The sequence below is a fragment of the Promicromonospora kroppenstedtii genome (assembly GCF_044389675.1).
Classification (GTDB): domain Bacteria; phylum Actinomycetota; class Actinomycetes; order Actinomycetales; family Cellulomonadaceae; genus Promicromonospora; species Promicromonospora kroppenstedtii.
Map to the genome: position 1 here is coordinate 220939 of NZ_JBIRYI010000002.1, position 16886 is coordinate 237824.

Here is a 16886-nt window from a genome sequence, read left to right on the forward strand (position 1 = left end):
AGCGAACAGTCAGACCAGCGAACAGGAGAGCACGCATGAACCAGCGAGCCGTCCGGAAGTCCCTGGCGCTATCGCTCGCGGCGATCGCCGCGAGCGCCCTCGCACTCGGAGCCGTGCCGGCGGGGGCGGCGGCCGCCCCGCCGCCCTCGGCGGTCGCCGCCCCGCCGTCGTCCGACGCCTGCCGGCTGCCCGCAGCGGTCGGCGGGCTGGGCTCGGGGTTCCCGGTCGACGAGCAGGCGCTCCCCGCCGTCGGCACCCTCAAGGCGGCGCTGCTGCTCGTGGACTTCGAGGACCACCCGGCGTCCCCGGCCTCCGCCGCCGAGGCGGAGGCCAACCTCGCGCCGGGCGTGGAGTACCTGGAGCGGGTCTCGGGCGGCCGGCTGGAGGTGACCACGACGACGTCGGACGGCTGGGTGCGGATGCCGGAACCGTCGACGTCGTACCCGTTCGAGCGGGGCCTGAGCTACGAGGACCACGTGCGGTACATCGGCGACGCGATCGCGGCCGCCGACGACACGTTCGACTTCTCCGACGTGGACGTCGTCTGGGTGACCGCCACCAAGGAGGCGCCGAACATCACGTACTCGCCCACGACGAACTTCCTGGACGTCACGGCCGACGGCAACCACCTCACGCACGCCGTCACGTTCGGCTACGACCAGTGGCGCTGGGGCGGGCTCGTGCTGGCCCACGAGTCCGGGCACACGCTCGGCCTGCCCGACCTCTACCTGTTCGAGGCGCCGCCGGAGGACCCGGGCAACTACCACGCGGCGGTCGGCGGCTGGGACCTGATGGGCCTGATCTCGGGAGCGGGGCCGGAGTACCTCGCCTGGCACCGCTGGCAGCTCGGCTGGCTCGACGACGCCCAGGTGGTGTGCGCGCGCGGCGACCGGACGACGTCGGCGCGGCTGGCACCGGTGGCGCTGTCCGCCGACGCCGGCCCCGGGCAGGCCGCCATGGTGGTGCACCCGCTCTCGGCGACGCGCGCCGTCGTCGTCGAGAACCGGCAGCCGGTGGGTTACGACGAGGCCATCGAGGCGCGCGGCGCCCTGGTGTACACGGTGGACACGTCCGTGCCCTCGGGCGAGGGCCCGGTCCGGGTGGTCGACGCGACGCCGGGTTCGCCGGACGGCCTGGACGACGCCCCGTTCGCGGCGGGCTCGTCCTGGACCGAGCCGACCACGGGCGCCGAGCTCACGTTCCGCGCCGGCCCCGGGAACACGCTGAAGGTCACGGTCCAGCCCTGACCACCTCCGTGTCAGACGTACAGGTCACCCGGGTGACCTGTACGTCTGACACGGGCGGGCGGCCGGTCGATGTCAGTGACCGCGTCTACCGTCGGGCCATGAGCGACCCCCGGCCCTTCACCGTCCACGTCCCCGACCAGGTCCTCACCGACCTGCGCGACCGCCTGGCACGCAGCCGGATCCCCGCCGAGTCGCCCCGGCGTCCGCCGTCCGGCATGACGGCGTCCTACCTGCACGAGCTCGTGGACCACTGGATCAGCTGGGACTGGCGCGCGCGGGAGGCCTGGCTGAACGCGCACCCGCAGTTCGTCGCCACGATCGACGACGCGGACGTGCACTTCGTGCACCTGCGCTCGGCGGAGCCGGACGCGCCGGCGCTGCTCGTGATGCACGGGTGGCCGCACACGTTCGCCCTGCAGCTCGACTTCGCGGACCTGCTGCCCGACTTCCATGTCGTGGTGGCGAGCCTGCCCGGCTTCGCGTTCTCGGCGCCGTACGCGGACGGCCCGATGTCCGAGAAGCGGCTGGCGGGCACGATGCACGCGCTGATGACCGACGTGCTCGGCCACGACCGGTACCTCACCTACGGCGAGGACGTCACGGCGAACGTCAGCGACCTCATCGCGGCCCGGTACCCGGAGCACGTCGCGGGCATCGTCGCCACGCACGCGCACTTCCCGACCACGTCGGAGCGGGCGGCGCTCGAGGACCCCGCGGCCCGGGAGTTCTTCGACGGCATCGCCGCGCGGCACCAGACCGACGGCGCCTACGGCCACGTCCAGGCCACGCGGCCCGACACGCTCGCCACGGCCCTCAACGACTCCCCCGCCGGGCTGCTGGCATGGCTCACCGAGAAGCTCGTCGAGTGGAGCGACACCCCGCCCGGCGACCCGCGCGCGGTGGAGCAGCGCATCTCGCGCGACCGGATCCTCACCGAGGCGACGATCTACTGGGCCACCCAGACCATCGGGTCATCGTTCCGGCCCTACTACGAGGGCGCCGACCAGCCCGACCCGATCGCGCCGACGACCGTGCCGGCAGCGGTGTTCGTCCAGCGGCACGAGGCCGGCTACCCCGAGTCGCTCGCACGCCGCCACTACCTCGACCTGCGCGTGTTCGACCGACTGGAAGAGGGCGGTCACTTCACGGTGGGCGAGGTGCCCGAGGAGATGGCGGCGCGCGTGCGGGAGTTCGTCCGGTCGGTCGGCCCGAGCTGACCGGGTCAGGCCTTGGGCTCGAGCCGGATCACCGGGAACTTGCGGTCGGTGTGGGTCTCGTACACCTTGGCGTCGGGCCAGTACGCGGCCCAGATCCCGTAGAGCCGCTCCCACTCGGGCGACGTCGGGCGCACGACCGTGGTGGTGGCCCGGAGGGTCTGGTCGCCCACCTCGATGGTGGTCTCGCCGGCGCCGTCCTCCACGTTGGCCACCCACGTCGGGTCCTTGGGCGCGCCGCCCATCGAGCCCACGACCAGGTAGGCGTCGCCGTCGGTGGCGGCCACCAGCGGTGTCACGTACTCCTTGCCGCTGACGCGGCCCACGTGGTGCAGCAGCACCAGCCGCTTGCCCAGGAAGTGCCCGCCGGCGACCTCCTCGCCGAGCACGCCCGCGTTCGCGCGGAACGCCTCGATGACCCCGGTGTTCATGTCTGTCATGTCGTCCTCCAGAGACCCGTGCCGGCCCCCTGGCCGACCAACCGGACTTTACCCCGCTTACGCGCCGCCGGATAGCATCCGGACATGAGCACGCCGATGACGTGGGGCACACCGCGGCCGGAGCGGGCCGACGCCGCGCGCAACCGGCAGCTGCTGCTCGCCAGCGCGCGGGAGCTCCTGGCCGAGGTGGGGCCCGAGTGCCTCACGATGGACCTCCTCGCCGAGCGCTCCGGGCTCGGCAAGGGCACGGTCTTCCGGCGGTTCGGGTCGCGGGCGGGCATCTTCCAGGCGCTGCTCGACGACGCCGAGCGCGACCTGCAGCAGCAGGTGCTCAGCGGTCCGCCGCCGCTCGGCCCCGGGGCGCCGCCGGTCGACCGGATCGTCGCGTACGGCACGGCCCGGGTCCGGTTCCTCGCCGAGCACCACGCCGTCGCCCGCGCCACGCTCGACGGGCGCCACGCGGCCGGGCGGCGTCGGCCGCTGTCCGAGATCCACCTGCGCGTGCTGCTGCGCGAGGTCGACCTGCCGGGCGCCGACATCGAGGTGCTCGCGGGCCAGCTCGCGTACGCGCTGGACGGCCCGCTGCTGCTCCGGCTCTTCGCGGGCCCGGAGCTGGCGGGGCCGGAGCCCACGGCCCGGTTCGAGGCGGGCTGGCGCGACCTGGTCGAGCGGGTGTGCGGGGTCTCCGGGGTGTAACCACGCCGCCGGTCGAGCCCGTCGAGACCCCGGTCGCGGCAAGCCGACCGCGCATCAGGCGTGCGTCGGCGCCTCGTGCCGGGCGTGCTCGGCGGGCTCGAGCTGGAACGTCGAGTGCTCCACCCGCACGTCGAACTGGGTGGCCACGCACCGCTGCAGGGCGTCGAGCACGGGCGGCGCCTGCCCGTCGCGGAAGCACACGTCGCGCACCACGACGTGGGCGCTGATGGTCGGCAGCCCCGTCGCGACGAGCGACGCGTGCAGGTCGTGGACCTCCTCGACGTGCTCCACCTCCAGCAGCCGGGCCCGGACCTCGTCCAGGTCCATGCCGGGCGGGGTCGACTCCAGCAGCACGCTCGCGGAGTCGGCCAGCAGCCGGGCGGCCCGGGGCAGGATCAGCACGGCGATGACCAGGCCGGCGACGGCGTCGGCGCGCTGCCAGCCGGTCGTCGCGATCACGACGGCGGCCGCGATCACCGCGACCGAGCCCAGCGCGTCGTTGACCACCTCCAGGAACGCGGCGCGCAGGTTGAACGACTTCGAGCGCCCGCCCGCGAGCACGAGCAGCGCCACGACGTTGCCCACCAGGCCGACGACGCCGAACACCAGCAGGCCCGGACCGGGCGCCTCCGCCGGCCCGAACAGGCGGCTGACGCCCTCGATCAGCGCGTAGACGCCGACGGCGAGCAGCACCGCGGCCTGGGCCAGCGCGGCCAGGATCTCGGCGCGACGGAACCCCCAGGTGCGACGCGGCGACGGCGGCCGCAGCGCGAGCGACGCCGCGCCGAGCGCGATGGCGAGGCCCGCGACGTCGGTCAGCATGTGCGCGGTGTCGACCAGCAGCGCGAGGCTGCCCGTGAGCAGGGCGCCGACCGCCTGGGCCACGAAGACGGACGCCGTGATGCCGAACGCGACGGCGAGGCGCCGTCGTCCGCCCGCGGCCGCTCCCGCGTCGCCGTGCGTGTGGCCGCCGGGACCGTGACCGTGGCTCATGACGACGCCCCCGTCGTCCGGCCCACGCGCGCAGGCGCCTCGGCCGGGTGTGCGACCGCGTCCGGCGCATGCGCCGCCGAACCGTCGGCGCCGTAGACCGGGCACAGCGCGACGGCGTCGCCGGTCAGCGCCAGGAGCTGCTCCGCGGCGGCGAGCACCTTGAGCGTCGCCTCGGGGTGGGTCAGCGAGAACACGGACGCCCGGCCCTCCGGGCGGGACTCGACGAGCCCGCAGTCGCGCAGGCACGCCAGATGCTTGGACACCGTGGACTGCGCCAGGCCGAGGTGCCCGGTCAGGTCCACGACGCGGTGCTCGCCGAGGGCCAGGTGCTGCAGGATCGCCAGCCGCGACGGGTCGGAGAACCCGTGGAACAGGTACGAGGCCACGGCCATCGCCTCGGACTCGGCGGGCTTCACATCGTCCGGCACCTTTGTCATCGCCATAAGGCGATGCTATCAGCGCCCCCGCTCGCCTTCGAAGCCTAAGTTTCTTGTCTTTGGGTCGGCCCAAAGACAAGAAACTTAGGCCTCAAAGGGGATCAGCCGACGGCGGCAGCCACGCGCCCCGACGGCCGCGCGGCCCTGGCCCGCCCGACGGCGGCAGCCCGCCTCAGCCCGCTGCCCGCGCCCTCCAGGCCTGCGCCGTCGCGTCGAGCACCTCGGCCCACGGCGTCGGGCGGACGCCGAACTCCCTGGTCGCCGCCGAGCCGTCCGCGACGAACGGCCGGTCGAACTGGTACAGCACGCCCAGGGCCTCGCGGAGCAGCGGCACCACGAGGCCCCCGGCCCGCAGCATGCCGCGCGGCACCCGGCGCAGCCGCGGCTCCCCCGTCCCGGCCCGCGCGCCGAGCTGCCGCAGCACCTCGCGGACGGTCACCGGCGGGTTGGCCGGCACGATCCACGGCGACCCCCAGGCCCGGTCGTCGGCGCCGAGCGCCACGAGGGTCGCGGCGACGTCGTCGACGGCGGTCCAGGTGTGCGGCTGGTCCGGGTCGGCCATGACGGAGGCGGTCTTCCCGGCGAGCGTCGAGGCCGCGTACATGGGCAGCAGGCCGTGCGACGCCGGCACGGTCGGCCCGATGTAGTCGGACGCGCGCGCCTCGGTGACCCGCGCCCGCCCGGCGCGGTGCGCGGCGAGCGCCTCCTGCCACAACCTCGCCCGGAGCCGACCCTTGTGGTCGGACGCCGCCAGCGGCAGGCCCCGGGTCATGACGCCGTCGACCGGTCCGTACCCGTAGAGGTTGCCCAGCGTCACGAGCACCGCCCCGGAGGTCTCGGCGGCGTGCAGTGCCGCCGCGGCCAGCGGGGGCCAGCCGCGCTCCCACGCCTGGTAGGAGCCGGGGTTCGCGCAGTTGTAGAGCACGCCCGCGCCGCGCGCGGCCGCCGCGAGCGCCTGCGCGTCGGTGGCGTCGAGGGCGACTCGCTCGACGCGGGGGCGCTCGGGGCCGCGGCCCGATCGGGTCACCACGGCCACGGTGCGTCCGGCCCGGGCGAGGCGGAGGGCGAGCGCGGTGCCGACAGGCCCGGCGCCGACGACGAGGTGGGTTGCCATGCGCTCAGCGTGCCATCCGCACCCGGCGGGATGTAGTCATACAGATTTCCCACTTGTATGATCGCTTGCGAACATCCCGCCGCAAAGGAGCGCCATGACGTACCAGCCCGACGCCATCCGGACCGTGCAGCTCTCGACTGTCACGCTGCCGCTGGCCACCGCGATCTCCGACGCCAAGGTCTTCACCGGCCGGCAGAAGCCGATGACCGAGGTCGTCTTCCTGTTCGCGGAGATCACCACCGAGCAGGGGTTCGAGGGCCTCGGCTTCTCCTACTCCAAGCGCGCCGGCGGCCCCGCGCAGTACGCGCACGCCAAGGAGGTGGCCCAGGCCGCGATCGGCGAGGACCCCAACGACATCGCCAAGCTGTACACCAAGCTGCTGTGGGCGGGCGCGTCGGTCGGCCGCTCCGGCGTCGCGACCCAGGCGCTGGCCGCGATCGACATCGCCCTGTACGACCTCAAGGCCAAGCGCGCGGGCCTGCCGCTGGCCAAGCTGCTGGGCGCGCACCGCGACTCCGTGCGCACCTACAACACCTCGGGCGGGTTCCTCAACGCGAGCATCGAGGAGGTCAAGGAGCGCGCGAGCCGGTCGATCGCCGAGGGTATCGGCGGCATCAAGATCAAGGTCGGCCTGCCGGACAACCGGCGCGACCTGGAGCGCGTCGCCGCCGTCCGCGAGCACATCGGCGCCGACGTGCCGCTCATGGTCGACGCCAACCAGCAGTGGGACCGCACCACCGCCCTGCGCATGGGCCGGCGGCTGGAGGAGTTCGACCTCGTGTGGATCGAGGAGCCGCTGGACGCCTACGACGCCGAGGGCCACGCCGCGCTCGCCGCCGCCCTGGACACCCCGATCGCCACCGGCGAGATGCTGGCCTCGGTCGCCGAGCACGAGCGGCTCATCGCGACCCGCGCGTGCGACATCATCCAGCCGGACGCCCCGCGCGTCGGCGGCATCACGCAGTTCCTGCGCCTCCTCACGCTCGCCGACCAGGCCGGCCTGGACCTCGCGCCGCACTTCGCGATGGAGATCCACCTGCACCTGGCGGCCACGTACCCGCGCGAGCCGTGGGTGGAGCACTTCGACTGGCTCGACCCGCTGTTCGACGAGCGGCTGGAGACGAAGGACGGCCGCATGCTCGTCCCGGACCGCCCCGGCCTGGGCGTCACGTTCAGCGAGCAGGCCCGCGCGTGGACCACGGACAGCGCCACCTTCGGCCCGGCCTGACCCACCTGCCCCCACCGGCCCGTCCGGTGGGGGCGGTCCCGTCCGAGATGGAAGCATGAGGCCATGGCCCAGACCCTGAGCGGCACCCTCGTGGAGACGCTGCGCACGCGCATCGTCAACGGCGACATCGCCCCCGGCGAGAAGCTGCCGAGCGAGCCGCGCCTCGCCGTCGAGCACCAGGTCAGCCGCACCGTGGTCCGGGAGGCCATCGCGCGCCTCAACCTGGAGGGCCTGGTCCACACCCGGCGCGGCAGCGGCAGCTACGCCCTGACCCCGCCCACCGAGGACGACGACGGCGCGCCCGTCGCCCGGTCCCTGGCCGACCGGCTCGCGCTCGTGGAGTACCGCATCGCGCTGGAGACCGAGGCCGCCGCACTGGCCGCCGTCCGGCGCACACCCGCGCAGCTCGCGGCACTGGGCGACCGGCTCGACGCGCTCGCTTCATCGGACGGGCATCCCGCCACGGCGATGCAGCACGACTTCGCGTTCCACCGCCTCGTCGCGGAGGCCGCGGGCAACAGGTTCCTCCTGGAGGCGCTGGACCGGCTGGGCCCGCAGATGATCGCGATGCCGCGCGGGCGGCTCGACCGCCACAGCGGGGACGAGGCACTGCCGACCGACGGGCACCACGATGCCGGCCGCTTCACCGCCGTCGTCCAGGAGCACCAGGCCATCCGGGACGCCCTGGACGCGAAGGACCCGCAGGCCGCGGCTGCGGCCATGCGGGTCCACCTGACGTCGTCCCGCCGCCGCCTGGAGACGGAGTCGGGGAGTCGTTGACCACGTGGAGGCGGGTCAGCGCGGGGGCTTGACCGCCAGGACCGGGCGGTCGGCCTGGAGCAGGATGCGCTGCGCCACCGAGCCCATGATGAACTTGCCGACCGTGCTGCGGCGGCGCAGGCCGATCACGATCAGCGACGCATCGTGCTGGTCGGCGAGGTCCAGGATCTCGTCGGTGAAGTCGTCCCGGTGCGTGCCGCGCACCACCTTGGCCGCCACGCCCGCCGCGGCGGCCTGCTCGACCACCCGGTCCAGGTCCTCCTCGGCGGCGACGGTGGTCTCGACCACCGCACCTTCGCGGGCCGAGTTGACCACCAGGAGGTCCTCGCCCCTCAGCGCGGCCTCGGCGGTCGCCGCCCTGACGGCGGCCTCCCCCGCAGGCGTGGGCACGTAGCCGACGACGATGCTCATACTGACTCTTCCTCTCGGTTCTTCGCCGACGCACCGTCGGACGACCCACCAGCGGCTGCGACGCCGGCCGGCTCCGCGGCCGCCCGCCGCTCGCGGACGGCACGGATCAGGGGCAGCACGGCCACCACCACGAACACGACCAGCAGCGTCGCGGAGATGGGCCGGGTGAAGAAGCCCGCGGCCGACCCGTCGAACATCAGCAGCGAGCGCCGCAGGCTGGACTCCAGGAGCGAGCCCAGCACGAACGCCAGGACGAGCGGGCCCGGCTCGAAGCCGAACTTCTTCATCAGGTACCCGACGGCCCCGAAGACGACGACCAGCAGGACGTCGAACACCGAGTTGTTGATCGTGTAGGCGCCGATCATGGTGATCAGGGCCGTGACCGGCGCCAGGATCGCCGCGCGCACCCGCAGGATGCGGACGAACACGCCGACCAGCGGGATCGACATGATCAGCAGCAGCACGTTGCCGATGTACATCGAGTTGACGACGCCCCAGAACAGCTCGGGGTGCTCGGACACGAGCTGCGGGCCAGGGGTGATGCCCTGGATGAGCAGCGCACCGAACATGAGCGCCATGGTCGCGTTGGCGGGGATGCCGAGCGTGAGCAGCGGGATGAACGAGCTGGTGGCGGCGGCGTTGTTCGCCGTCTCCGGCCCGGCCACGCCCTCGATGGCGCCCTTGCCGAACCGGCTCGGGTCCTTGGCGCGCTTCTTCTCGGCCGCGTAGGCGGCCATGGAGGCGATGGTCGCGCCACCGCCGGGCAGGATGCCGAGGAAGAACCCGAGCACCGACCCACGGGCGACGGCGCCCGACGACTCCTTGAGGTCCTTGCGCGACGGCCAGACGTTGGCGACCTTGCCGGGCGCGTGCACGGCGCGGTGCCGCTCCTCCAGGTTGTAGAGGATCTCGCCGAGGCCGAACAGGCCCATCGCGACGGGCACGAAGTCGATGCCGTCGGCCAGGCTCAGGCTGTCGAACGTGAAGCGTTCGGCGCCCGTGAAGGCGTCGCGCCCGACGGTGGCCAGCAGCAGGCCGATCGCCGCGGCGATGAGCGCCTTGACCTTGGCGCCGGACGCGATGGTCGAGACCAGGAGGATGCCCAGCAGGGCCAGGGCGGCGTACTCGGGCGGGCCGAAGTCGAGGGCGAAGCCCGCCACGACGGGCGCCAGGAAAGTCAGTCCGACGATGGCGACGGTGCCACCGATGAACGACCCGACGGCGGCGACGCCCAGCGCCGTACCCGCCTTGCCCTTCCTGGCGAGCGCGTGCCCGTCCAGGACCGTGACCACCGAGCTGGCCTCGCCCGGCAGGCGTAGCAGCACGGACGTGATGGTGCCGCCGTACTGGGCGCCGTAGAAGATCCCGGCGAGCATGATGATGGCGGTGACCGGCTCCACGCCGTAGGTGAGCGGGAGCAGGATGGCGATGGTGGCCGCCGGGCCGAGACCCGGCAGCACCCCGATGAGCATGCCGATGACCACCCCGACGAGGCAGTACAGCAGGTTCGTCGGTTCGAGCACGACGGCGAACCCGGCGGCTACGTTCTGCAGTGATTCCACGTGCGTTTCCCTTGCGGATCAGACCTGCGGTGCGGTCAGAAGAGGTGCGGGACGTTGGTGCCGAGCGCCCCGACGAAGACCCCGTACAGCACCCCGACCACGAGCACCGAGTACAGGACGGCGGAGCGCCAGGACTCGCCGCCGAGGAACTTCATCCAGACGAGGCTCAGCACCAGGGCGGGGATCTCGAAGCCGATCACGGGCAGCAACGCCACGAGTCCCAGCAGGGTCGCGAGACCCACGAGGGAGAACCACGAGTACCGGGAGAACTTCTCGCCGTCGCCGCCCCGGCGTCCGATGAACACCTGGGCCAGCGACAGGACGATCACCGCGACGCTGATCGCCAGCGGCCACAGCCCCGCGCCCGGCTGCTCCAGGGTGCCGAGGCCCAGGCCGAGCGCCGTCACCGCCCCCAGGACGCCGACGCCGGCCGTGACCAGGCCGGCCGCGAGGTTCGCGACCGGGCCGGCGGGCGGCGGGGCGTCCTCGGCCCACTCCTCGGCCAGCGCCCGGGCCGGGTCGGCGGGCGCGACGGCAGCGGCGCCGTCCGCCCCGCCGTCCGGCCTGCCGTTCGAGCTGCCGTCCACGCGTGCCTCCTTGGTTGCCGTTGCCACGAGGGATCAGCCCTCTGCGAGGCTGATGTCGTACTCCTCGGTGAGCGCCTTGTACTTCTCGGCGAGCTCGGTCCACTCGGTGGTGACCTCTTCGCCCGAGATCTCGTGCGGCGTCAGCAGGTTGTTCTCGTTGAACGAGGTGTAGGTGTCCGAGGCGATGGCGGCGTCGATCGACTCCACGAGCCGGGCCTTGACGTCCTCGGGCAGACCCTTGGGCGCGGCCAGCGCGCGGTACTGCGAGACGGGCACGTCGTAGCCCTCCTCGACGGCCGTCGGCACGTCGGGCAGGAACTGGTTGCGCTCGGCCGAGAAGGCCAGCAGCGGCACCACCTTGCCGGCGTCGATCTGCGGCTTGGCCTCGCCGAGCTGCACCGTGGCCACCTGCACCTGGTCGCCGACGACGGCGGTCAGCGCGGGCGAGCCCGAGTCGAACGGGACGGCCGTGCCGTCGATCTCCGCCTGCGCGAACAGCGCGGCCTGGGCGAGCTGCGAACCGGTACCCACGCCCGTGGTGCCGTACTTGATCTCGCCGGACGCGCCCTTGAGGTCGTCCAGGGTCTCGAAGCCGGAGTCCACGCTGGCCAGCAGCACGTAGTCGTCCTGCGAGAGGCCCTTGATCACGTCGAGGTCAGCCAGGTCCACGGCCTCGTCCTCGGACACCGCCAGCGGCGTGATGGTGATGAGGGAGGCGTTCAGCAGCACCAGCTCGTACCCGTCGGCCGGCTTGCCCGCGACCTCCTCGGTCGCCAGGGCGCCGTTGGCCCCGGCCCGGTTGACGACGGGGACCGCCACGCCGAGGTCTTCGGCCATGCCCTCGGCCACGGCGCGGGCGATGAGGTCGGTCGAGCCGCCGGCGTCCTGCCCCACGGTGATGGTCACCGGGCCGGACGGGAAGTCCTCGCCCTCGCCGCCCCCGGCGGCGCCCACGTTGCCGCCGCACGCGGCGAGCGTCAGGGCCGCGGCCGCGGCGGTGGCACCCAGGGCGGCACGGCGGAGGCGGGGGCTACGGCGGTCAGGAGTTGTCATCACAGCTCTCCTCGTTGAGATCTTCGACGGGCATCTGCCGGTCGGGCGTTGAGCATAGGAAGCCCATACGATGCCTGTCTAAGCCTCTTACTGCATTGCCTGATACTCGGAATGCATCAATTCCCGGAAAGGCCATCGTGTACACCCTCGATCAGGTCCGCTGCTTCCTCGCCGTCGCGGAAGAGCTCCACTTCGGCCGCGCGGCGGAACGACTCAACATGACCCAGCCGCCCCTGAGCCGTCAGGTCCAGAAGCTGGAACGCGCGGTCGGCGTCCCCCTGCTGGAGCGCGACAACCGGCACGTCGAGCTGACGACGGCCGGCACCGTGTTCCTCGAGGAGGCCCGGCGCCTCCTGACCGCCGCCGACGCCGCCCCGGCCCTGGCCCGCAAGATCGCCGCGGGCCGCGCCGGCGTGCTGCGCCTCGGGTTCACCGCCGCCTCGGGGTTCAGCCTGCTGGGCACGCTGGTGCAGGAGATCACCGACTACATGCCCGACGTCGACCTCGACCTCCAGGAGCTGGTGACGATCGAGCAGATCGAGGCGATCCGCCGCGGCGAGCTCGACCTGGCGCTCGGCCGGCCGCCGTTCGACCAGGAGAGCTTCGACTCCCGGCTCCTGCTGTCCGAGGACCTCGTGCTGGCCGTGCCGCCCGGCCACGCGCTGACCCGTCTGGACCGTCCCGTGACCGCCGCCGACCTGCGCGACCAGCCCGTCGTCGGCCACCACCCCACCAAGGCGCGGTACTTCTACGACATGGTGGTGCGGTACATCGCCGTCGAGCACGGCAACGTGGTGCACGTCGTCAGCCAGATCCTGACGATGTGCTCGCTGGTCGCCGCAGGGCGCGGCGTCGCGTTCGTGCCCGAGTCGGCGCGCCTGCTGGGGCTGCCGGGCGTGACCTTCGTGGAGCTCGACGTGCCGCACGGCGTCGTCGAGCTCCACGCCATCTGGGACCGGAGCTCGAAGAACCCGGCCCTGCACGAGTTCCTGCGCTACCTGCACCCCTCGTCCTGAGAACCGGCGATGCAGTTGCGGCATGAGTTGATGCCGTTTTGGGCTTGGACAGGCATCGTGGACGGTTCTTACCGTGGCCCCGAGAACCTAGCCGATCAGCATGTCATCGCCGACGTCTGTCACAGGAGGGGGCCACCCTTGGCCACGTATGCACCCCGGGAGCTCGCCGTCGCCCTCAAGGACGGGCTGTTGTCGTTCCCCGTCACGCCGTTCACCGCGGACGGCGCGATCGACGAGCAGCGGTACCGCGACCACATCGACTGGCAGTCGAGCTTCCGGATCGGCGGCCTGTTCGCCGCCGGCGGCACGGGCGAGGGCTTCAGCCTGACGCCGCAGGAGTCCGCCGAGGTGGTGCGGCTCGCCGTCGACACCGCCGCCGGCCGCACCCCGGTGCTCGGCAGCGCGGGCGGCAACACCGCCCAGGCGATCCAGAACGCGCGCGCCGCGCAGGACGCCGGCGCCGAGGGGCTGCTGCTCCTGCCGCCGTACCTCACCGAGGCCGACCAGGACGGGCTGCTGGAGCACGCCTCCGCCGTCTGCGCCGCGACCGACCTCGGCGTCATCGTCTACAACCGCGGCAACGCGATCTACTCGGCACAGACCGTCGCGCGGCTCGCCGAGCGCCACCCCAACTTCATCGGGTTCAAGGACGCGATCGGCGACATCGAGCACCTCACGCGCGTCTACGCCACCAACGGCGACCGCCTGTTCTACCTGGGCGGCCTGCCCACCGCCGAGACCTACGCCCTGCCGCTGCTGCAGCTCGGCATGAGCACGTACTCCTCGGCCATGTACAACTTCGTGCCCGAGTTCGCCCTGGAGTTCTACCGCGACGTACGGGCGCAGGACCACGCGGCCGTCACCGAGAAGCTGCGGCGGTTCGTGCTGCCCTACCTCGACATCCGCGACCGCACCAAGGGGTACGGCGTCTCGATCGTCAAGGGCGGCATGAAGGCGATCGGCCGCGACATGGGCAGCGTGCGCGCGCCCCTGCAGGACCTCACCGACCAGGACCTCGCGGACCTCGGCGCCCTGATCGACGCCGCCGGGGTGCGCCCCGCCGTCGACATCGCCGCCGCCGACACCACCGCCGCCGCCGGCACGCTGGCCGGCTGACCGAACGCCCTCGGCTGACCCGAACGTCCCAGGAGACACTCCATGACCCAGCTCACCGGCCACTCGATCGTCGCCGGCGCGCCCCTGCGGGGCACCGCCGGCACCTTCGCCGGGCAGGACCCGGCCACCGCCCAGGCGCTCGAACCCGCCTACTCGCTGCTCGACGAGGCGCAGGTCGCCCAGGCCACGGCCGCCGCGAACGAGGCCTTCGCCTCCTTCTCCGCGCTTGCCCCCGAGCCCCACGCCCGGTTCCTGGAGCAGGTGGCCGACAACATCGAGGCGATCGCGCCCGACGTCGTCGCGCGCGCCATGCAGGAGACCGGCCTCCCGGCGGCCCGCCTCACGGGCGAGGTGGCCCGCACCACGAACCAGCTCCGCCTGTTCGCGCAGGTCGTGCGCCAGGGCGACCACCGCGGCGTGCGGATCGACCCCGCCCTGCCCGACCGCACTCCCCTGCCCCGCGCGGACATCCGGCAGCGCAAGGTGCCCGTCGGCCCCGTCGCGGTGTTCGGCGCCAGCAACTTCCCGCTCGCCTTCTCCACCGCGGGCGGCGACACCGCCTCCGCGCTCGCCGCGGGCTGCCCCGTCGTCGTCAAGGCGCACAACGCGCACCCGGGCACGGCCGAGCTCGTGGGCCGCGCCGTGGCCGACGCCGTCGCGTCCTGCGGCCTGCACCCCGGCGTCTTCTCGCTGGTCTACGGGCCGGGCAAGGTCGTGGGCCAGGCCCTGGTCACCGACCCCGTGATCCAGGCCGTCGGCTTCACCGGCTCCCGCGGCGGCGGGCTCGCGCTCGTCGAGGCGGCCGCCGCGCGGCCCGTGCCGATCCCCGTCTACGCCGAGATGAGCTCGATCAACCCCACGATCCTGCTCGACGGCGCCCTGGCCGGCGACGTCGACGCGCTCGCCACCGCGTACCTCGCGTCGGTGACCGGCTCGTCGGGCCAGCTCTGCACCGCCCCGGGCCTCGTGTTCGTTCCGGACGGCGAGCGCGGCGACGCGTTCGTGGCCGCCGCCGGGCGTGCCGCGGCCGCCGCGGCCGGGCAGACCATGCTCACCGACGGCATCGCCCGCGCCTGGCAGGACGGCGTCGACACGCTCGCCGCGCAGGACGGCGTCACGCTGCTCGGGGCCGGGTCCCCGGGCGCGACGCGCAACGCCCCCGCGCCCGCCGTCTTCGCCAGCGCGGTGCCGACGCTGCTGAGCAACCCCGTGCTGCAGGCAGAGATCTTCGGCGCGGCCTCCCTGGTGGTCCGGTACGCCGACGCCGCCGAACTGCTGGCCGCCGTCGAGCGGCTCGAGGGCCAGCTCACCGTGACACTGCACCTGACCGAGGACGACCAGCACACCGCCACGGCGCTGCTGCCCGTGCTGGAGCGCAAGGCAGGCCGCATCCTGGCCAACGGCTGGCCCACCGGCGTCGAGGTGGGGCACGCGATGGTCCACGGCGGCCCGTTCCCGGCGACGTCGGACGGGCGCACCACCTCGGTGGGCACGCTGGCGATCGAGCGGTTCCTGCGCCCGGTGGCCTACCAGAATCTCCCGGAGTTCCTGCTGCCGGAGCCACTGCGGTCGGACAACCCGTGGCACCTGACGCGGCGGGTCGACGGCGTGCTCGACGTCACCGGGACCGAGGCGGCGGAGGCCGCCCGGTGAGCGCGCACCCTACGATCGCCGCCGTCGAGGTCGTGCCCGTGGCGGGCCACGACTCGATGCTGCTGAACCTGTCCGGCGCCCACGCCCCGTTCTTCACGCGGAACGTCGCGATCGTCACCGACTCCGACGGCCGCACCGGGCTGGGCGAGGTGCCCGGCGGGGAGAAGATCCGGTCCACGATCGAGGAGGCCGGGCGGGTCGTCGTCGGGCAGCCGGTGGCGCGGTACCGCTCCCTGCTGCGCGGCGTCGCCCGCACCTTCGCCGACCGCGACGCCGGCGGGCGCGGGCTGCAGACCTTCGACCTGCGCACCACGGTGCACGCGGTCACGGCCCTGGAGTCGGCGCTGCTCGACCTGCACGGCCAGGACCTGGGCGTGCCCGTGGCCGAGCTGCTCGGCGACGGCGTCCAGCGCACCGCCGTGCCGATGCTCGGCTACCTGTTCTACGTGGGCGACCCGGGCGCGACCGACCTGCCGTACCTGCGCGGGGACGACGGGTCCGACGCGTGGGGGCGGCTGCGCCGCGAGGAGGCCATGACGCCCGAGGCCGTGGTGCGGCTGGCCGAGGCCGCCGCGGCGCGGTACGGGTTCACCGACTTCAAGCTCAAGGGCGGCGTCCAGGCCGGCGACCTCGAGGTCGACACGGTGACAGCCCTCAAGAGGCGGTTCCCCGACGCCCGGATCACCCTCGACCCCAACGGCGGCTGGCTGCTCGAGGACGCGATCCGGCTCGGCCGGCGCATGCGGGGTGTCGTCGCCTACGCGGAGGACCCCTGCGGGGCGGAGGGCCGGTTCTCCGGCCGGGAGGTCATGGCCGAGTTCAAGCGGGCGACCGGGCTGCCCACGGCGACCAACATGATCGCCACCGACTGGCGGGAGATGGCGCACGCCGTGCGCGCGGGCGCCGTCGACATCCCGCTGGCAGACCCGCACTTCTGGACCATGGCGGGCTCGGTCCGCGTGGCCCAGCTCTGCCACGAGTTCGGGCTCACCTGGGGGTCGCACTCCAACAACCACTTCGACATCTCCCTGGCCATGTTCACGCACGTCGGGGCCGCGGCGCCCGGCGAGATCACGGCGTTGGACACGCACTGGATCTGGCAGGACGGGCAGGGCCTGACCACCGCCCCGCCGCAGATCCGGGGCGGCGAGATCCAGGTGCCGACGACGCCGGGCCTGGGCGTCGAGCTCGACCGCGAGCGCCTGGCCGCCGCGCACGCGCTGTACCTGGAGCACGGGCTCGGCGCCCGCGACGACGCGGTCGCGATGCAGTACCTGGTCCCGGAGTGGGAGTTCGACCCGAAGCGCCCGTGCCTCGTGCGATGAGGCGCCCTCCGGTG

At 73.5% G+C, this 16886-nt stretch carries 17 protein-coding genes; 9 read left to right on the plus strand and 8 right to left on the minus strand.

Translation table 11 applies throughout. The features are described from left to right. Window positions 1-35: 35 nt before the first annotated feature. Both ACH47X_RS04755 and ACH47X_RS04760 read left to right on the plus strand, forming a co-directional pair. Entirely contained in the window at window positions 36-1247 is a 1212-nt protein-coding gene (locus ACH47X_RS04755; protein ID WP_397401902.1) for a M6 family metalloprotease domain-containing protein, read from the plus strand. Window positions 1248-1345: 98 nt separating this feature from the next. Continuing rightward, window positions 1346-2464, plus strand: a complete 1119-nt coding sequence (locus ACH47X_RS04760; protein ID WP_397401904.1) for an epoxide hydrolase family protein — start codon at window positions 1346-1348, stop codon at window positions 2462-2464. A 5-nt stretch (window positions 2465-2469) separates the two neighbouring features. On the opposite strand, the gene ACH47X_RS04765 is transcribed toward ACH47X_RS04760, so the two are convergent. After that, window positions 2470-2901 (minus strand): nitroreductase/quinone reductase family protein, encoded by a 432-nt coding sequence (locus ACH47X_RS04765; RefSeq protein WP_397401906.1) that lies wholly within the window; start codon window positions 2899-2901, stop codon window positions 2470-2472. Between the two features lie 84 nt (window positions 2902-2985). Between ACH47X_RS04765 and ACH47X_RS04770 the strand changes: the two genes are divergently transcribed. After that, complete coding sequence (locus tag ACH47X_RS04770) at window positions 2986-3597, plus strand: TetR/AcrR family transcriptional regulator (protein ID WP_036963368.1); 612 nt, start codon at window positions 2986-2988, stop codon at window positions 3595-3597. Between the two features lie 54 nt (window positions 3598-3651). Here ACH47X_RS04770 and ACH47X_RS04775 read toward each other — a convergent pair whose 3' ends face one another. The 3 genes from ACH47X_RS04775 to ACH47X_RS04785 form a co-directional block, all read right to left on the minus strand. Further along, complete coding sequence (locus tag ACH47X_RS04775; protein WP_397401909.1) at window positions 3652-4590, minus strand: cation diffusion facilitator family transporter; 939 nt, start codon at window positions 4588-4590, stop codon at window positions 3652-3654. Beyond that, window positions 4587-5033: an ArsR/SmtB family transcription factor gene (locus ACH47X_RS04780; protein WP_397401911.1), complete on the minus strand. Its 447-nt coding sequence runs from the start codon at window positions 5031-5033 to the stop codon at window positions 4587-4589. Before ACH47X_RS04780 ends, ACH47X_RS04775 begins: the two co-directional genes overlap by 4 nt. Before the next feature lie 166 nt (window positions 5034-5199). Continuing rightward, window positions 5200-6141 carry an NAD-dependent epimerase/dehydratase family protein gene (locus ACH47X_RS04785; protein ID WP_397401913.1) on the minus strand — a complete coding sequence of 314 codons (942 nt, stop codon included), beginning with the start codon at window positions 6139-6141 and terminating at the stop codon, window positions 5200-5202. Between the two features lie 94 nt (window positions 6142-6235). Here ACH47X_RS04785 and ACH47X_RS04790 point away from each other — a divergent pair, with 94 nt between their 5' ends. Continuing rightward, window positions 6236-7369: an L-talarate/galactarate dehydratase gene (locus tag ACH47X_RS04790; RefSeq protein ID WP_397401915.1), complete on the plus strand. Its 1134-nt coding sequence runs from the start codon at window positions 6236-6238 to the stop codon at window positions 7367-7369. Window positions 7370-7432: 63 nt separating this feature from the next. Continuing rightward, on the plus strand, window positions 7433-8149 hold the full coding sequence (locus ACH47X_RS04795) for a FadR/GntR family transcriptional regulator (protein ID WP_397401917.1): 717 nt from the start codon (window positions 7433-7435) through the stop codon (window positions 8147-8149). 15 nt (window positions 8150-8164) lie between these two features. Here the strand turns inward: ACH47X_RS04795 and ACH47X_RS04800 are convergent, their stop codons facing one another. Genes ACH47X_RS04800 through ACH47X_RS04815 form a run of 4 tightly spaced genes read right to left on the minus strand, consistent with a single transcriptional unit; the run spans window position 8165 to window position 11762 of the window. Next, a complete protein-coding gene (locus tag ACH47X_RS04800; protein WP_142034532.1) occupies window positions 8165-8560 on the minus strand; it encodes a universal stress protein in 396 nt (131 codons plus the stop codon). Next, the gene (locus ACH47X_RS04805) at window positions 8557-10122 is read right to left on the minus strand and encodes a tripartite tricarboxylate transporter permease (RefSeq protein WP_397401920.1); all 1566 of its coding nucleotides are present in this window, start codon (window positions 10120-10122) and stop codon (window positions 8557-8559) included. The genes ACH47X_RS04800 and ACH47X_RS04805 overlap by 4 nt, the downstream gene beginning before the upstream one ends. A 35-nt stretch (window positions 10123-10157) precedes the next feature. Next, a complete protein-coding gene (locus tag ACH47X_RS04810) occupies window positions 10158-10709 on the minus strand; it encodes a tripartite tricarboxylate transporter TctB family protein (protein WP_397401922.1) in 552 nt (183 codons plus the stop codon). Between the two features lie 33 nt (window positions 10710-10742). Continuing rightward, window positions 10743-11762 (minus strand): tripartite tricarboxylate transporter substrate binding protein, encoded by a 1020-nt coding sequence (locus ACH47X_RS04815; RefSeq protein ID WP_397401924.1) that lies wholly within the window; start codon window positions 11760-11762, stop codon window positions 10743-10745. Window positions 11763-11899: 137 nt separating this feature from the next. Here ACH47X_RS04815 and ACH47X_RS04820 point away from each other — a divergent pair, with 137 nt between their 5' ends. The 4 genes from ACH47X_RS04820 (at window position 11900) to ACH47X_RS04835 (ending at window position 16872) form a co-directional block, all read left to right on the plus strand. After that, entirely contained in the window at window positions 11900-12778 is an 879-nt protein-coding gene (locus tag ACH47X_RS04820) for a LysR family transcriptional regulator (RefSeq protein WP_397401926.1), read from the plus strand. A gap of 138 nt (window positions 12779-12916) precedes the next feature. Further along, entirely contained in the window at window positions 12917-13894 is a 978-nt protein-coding gene (kdgD, locus tag ACH47X_RS04825) for a 5-dehydro-4-deoxyglucarate dehydratase (RefSeq protein ID WP_397401928.1), read from the plus strand. Between the two features lie 42 nt (window positions 13895-13936). Next, complete coding sequence (locus ACH47X_RS04830) at window positions 13937-15547, plus strand: aldehyde dehydrogenase (NADP(+)) (protein WP_397401930.1); 1611 nt, start codon at window positions 13937-13939, stop codon at window positions 15545-15547. Next, a complete protein-coding gene (locus ACH47X_RS04835) occupies window positions 15544-16872 on the plus strand; it encodes an enolase C-terminal domain-like protein (protein ID WP_397401932.1) in 1329 nt (442 codons plus the stop codon). Before ACH47X_RS04830 ends, ACH47X_RS04835 begins: the two co-directional genes overlap by 4 nt. Window positions 16873-16886 lie beyond the last annotated feature (14 nt).

What these genes read in the sequence shown, in the direction of transcription:
- ACH47X_RS04755 (WP_397401902.1), top strand. Translation starts at nt 36, where the DNA reads ATGAACCAGCGAGCCGTCCGGAAGTCCCTGGCGCTATCGCTCGCGGCG.
- ACH47X_RS04760 (WP_397401904.1), top strand. Translation starts at nt 1,346, where the DNA reads ATGAGCGACCCCCGGCCCTTCACCGTCCACGTCCCCGACCAGGTCCTC.
- ACH47X_RS04765 (WP_397401906.1), bottom strand. Translation starts at nt 2,901, where the DNA reads ATGACAGACATGAACACCGGGGTCATCGAGGCGTTCCGCGCGAACGCG.
- ACH47X_RS04770 (WP_036963368.1), top strand. Translation starts at nt 2,986, where the DNA reads ATGAGCACGCCGATGACGTGGGGCACACCGCGGCCGGAGCGGGCCGAC.
- ACH47X_RS04775 (WP_397401909.1), bottom strand. Translation starts at nt 4,590, where the DNA reads ATGAGCCACGGTCACGGTCCCGGCGGCCACACGCACGGCGACGCGGGA.
- ACH47X_RS04780 (WP_397401911.1), bottom strand. Translation starts at nt 5,033, where the DNA reads ATGGCGATGACAAAGGTGCCGGACGATGTGAAGCCCGCCGAGTCCGAG.
- ACH47X_RS04785 (WP_397401913.1), bottom strand. Translation starts at nt 6,141, where the DNA reads ATGGCAACCCACCTCGTCGTCGGCGCCGGGCCTGTCGGCACCGCGCTC.
- ACH47X_RS04790 (WP_397401915.1), top strand. Translation starts at nt 6,236, where the DNA reads ATGACGTACCAGCCCGACGCCATCCGGACCGTGCAGCTCTCGACTGTC.
- ACH47X_RS04795 (WP_397401917.1), top strand. Translation starts at nt 7,433, where the DNA reads ATGGCCCAGACCCTGAGCGGCACCCTCGTGGAGACGCTGCGCACGCGC.
- ACH47X_RS04800 (WP_142034532.1), bottom strand. Translation starts at nt 8,560, where the DNA reads ATGAGCATCGTCGTCGGCTACGTGCCCACGCCTGCGGGGGAGGCCGCC.
- ACH47X_RS04815 (WP_397401924.1), bottom strand. Translation starts at nt 11,762, where the DNA reads ATGACAACTCCTGACCGCCGTAGCCCCCGCCTCCGCCGTGCCGCCCTG.
- ACH47X_RS04830 (WP_397401930.1), top strand. Translation starts at nt 13,937, where the DNA reads ATGACCCAGCTCACCGGCCACTCGATCGTCGCCGGCGCGCCCCTGCGG.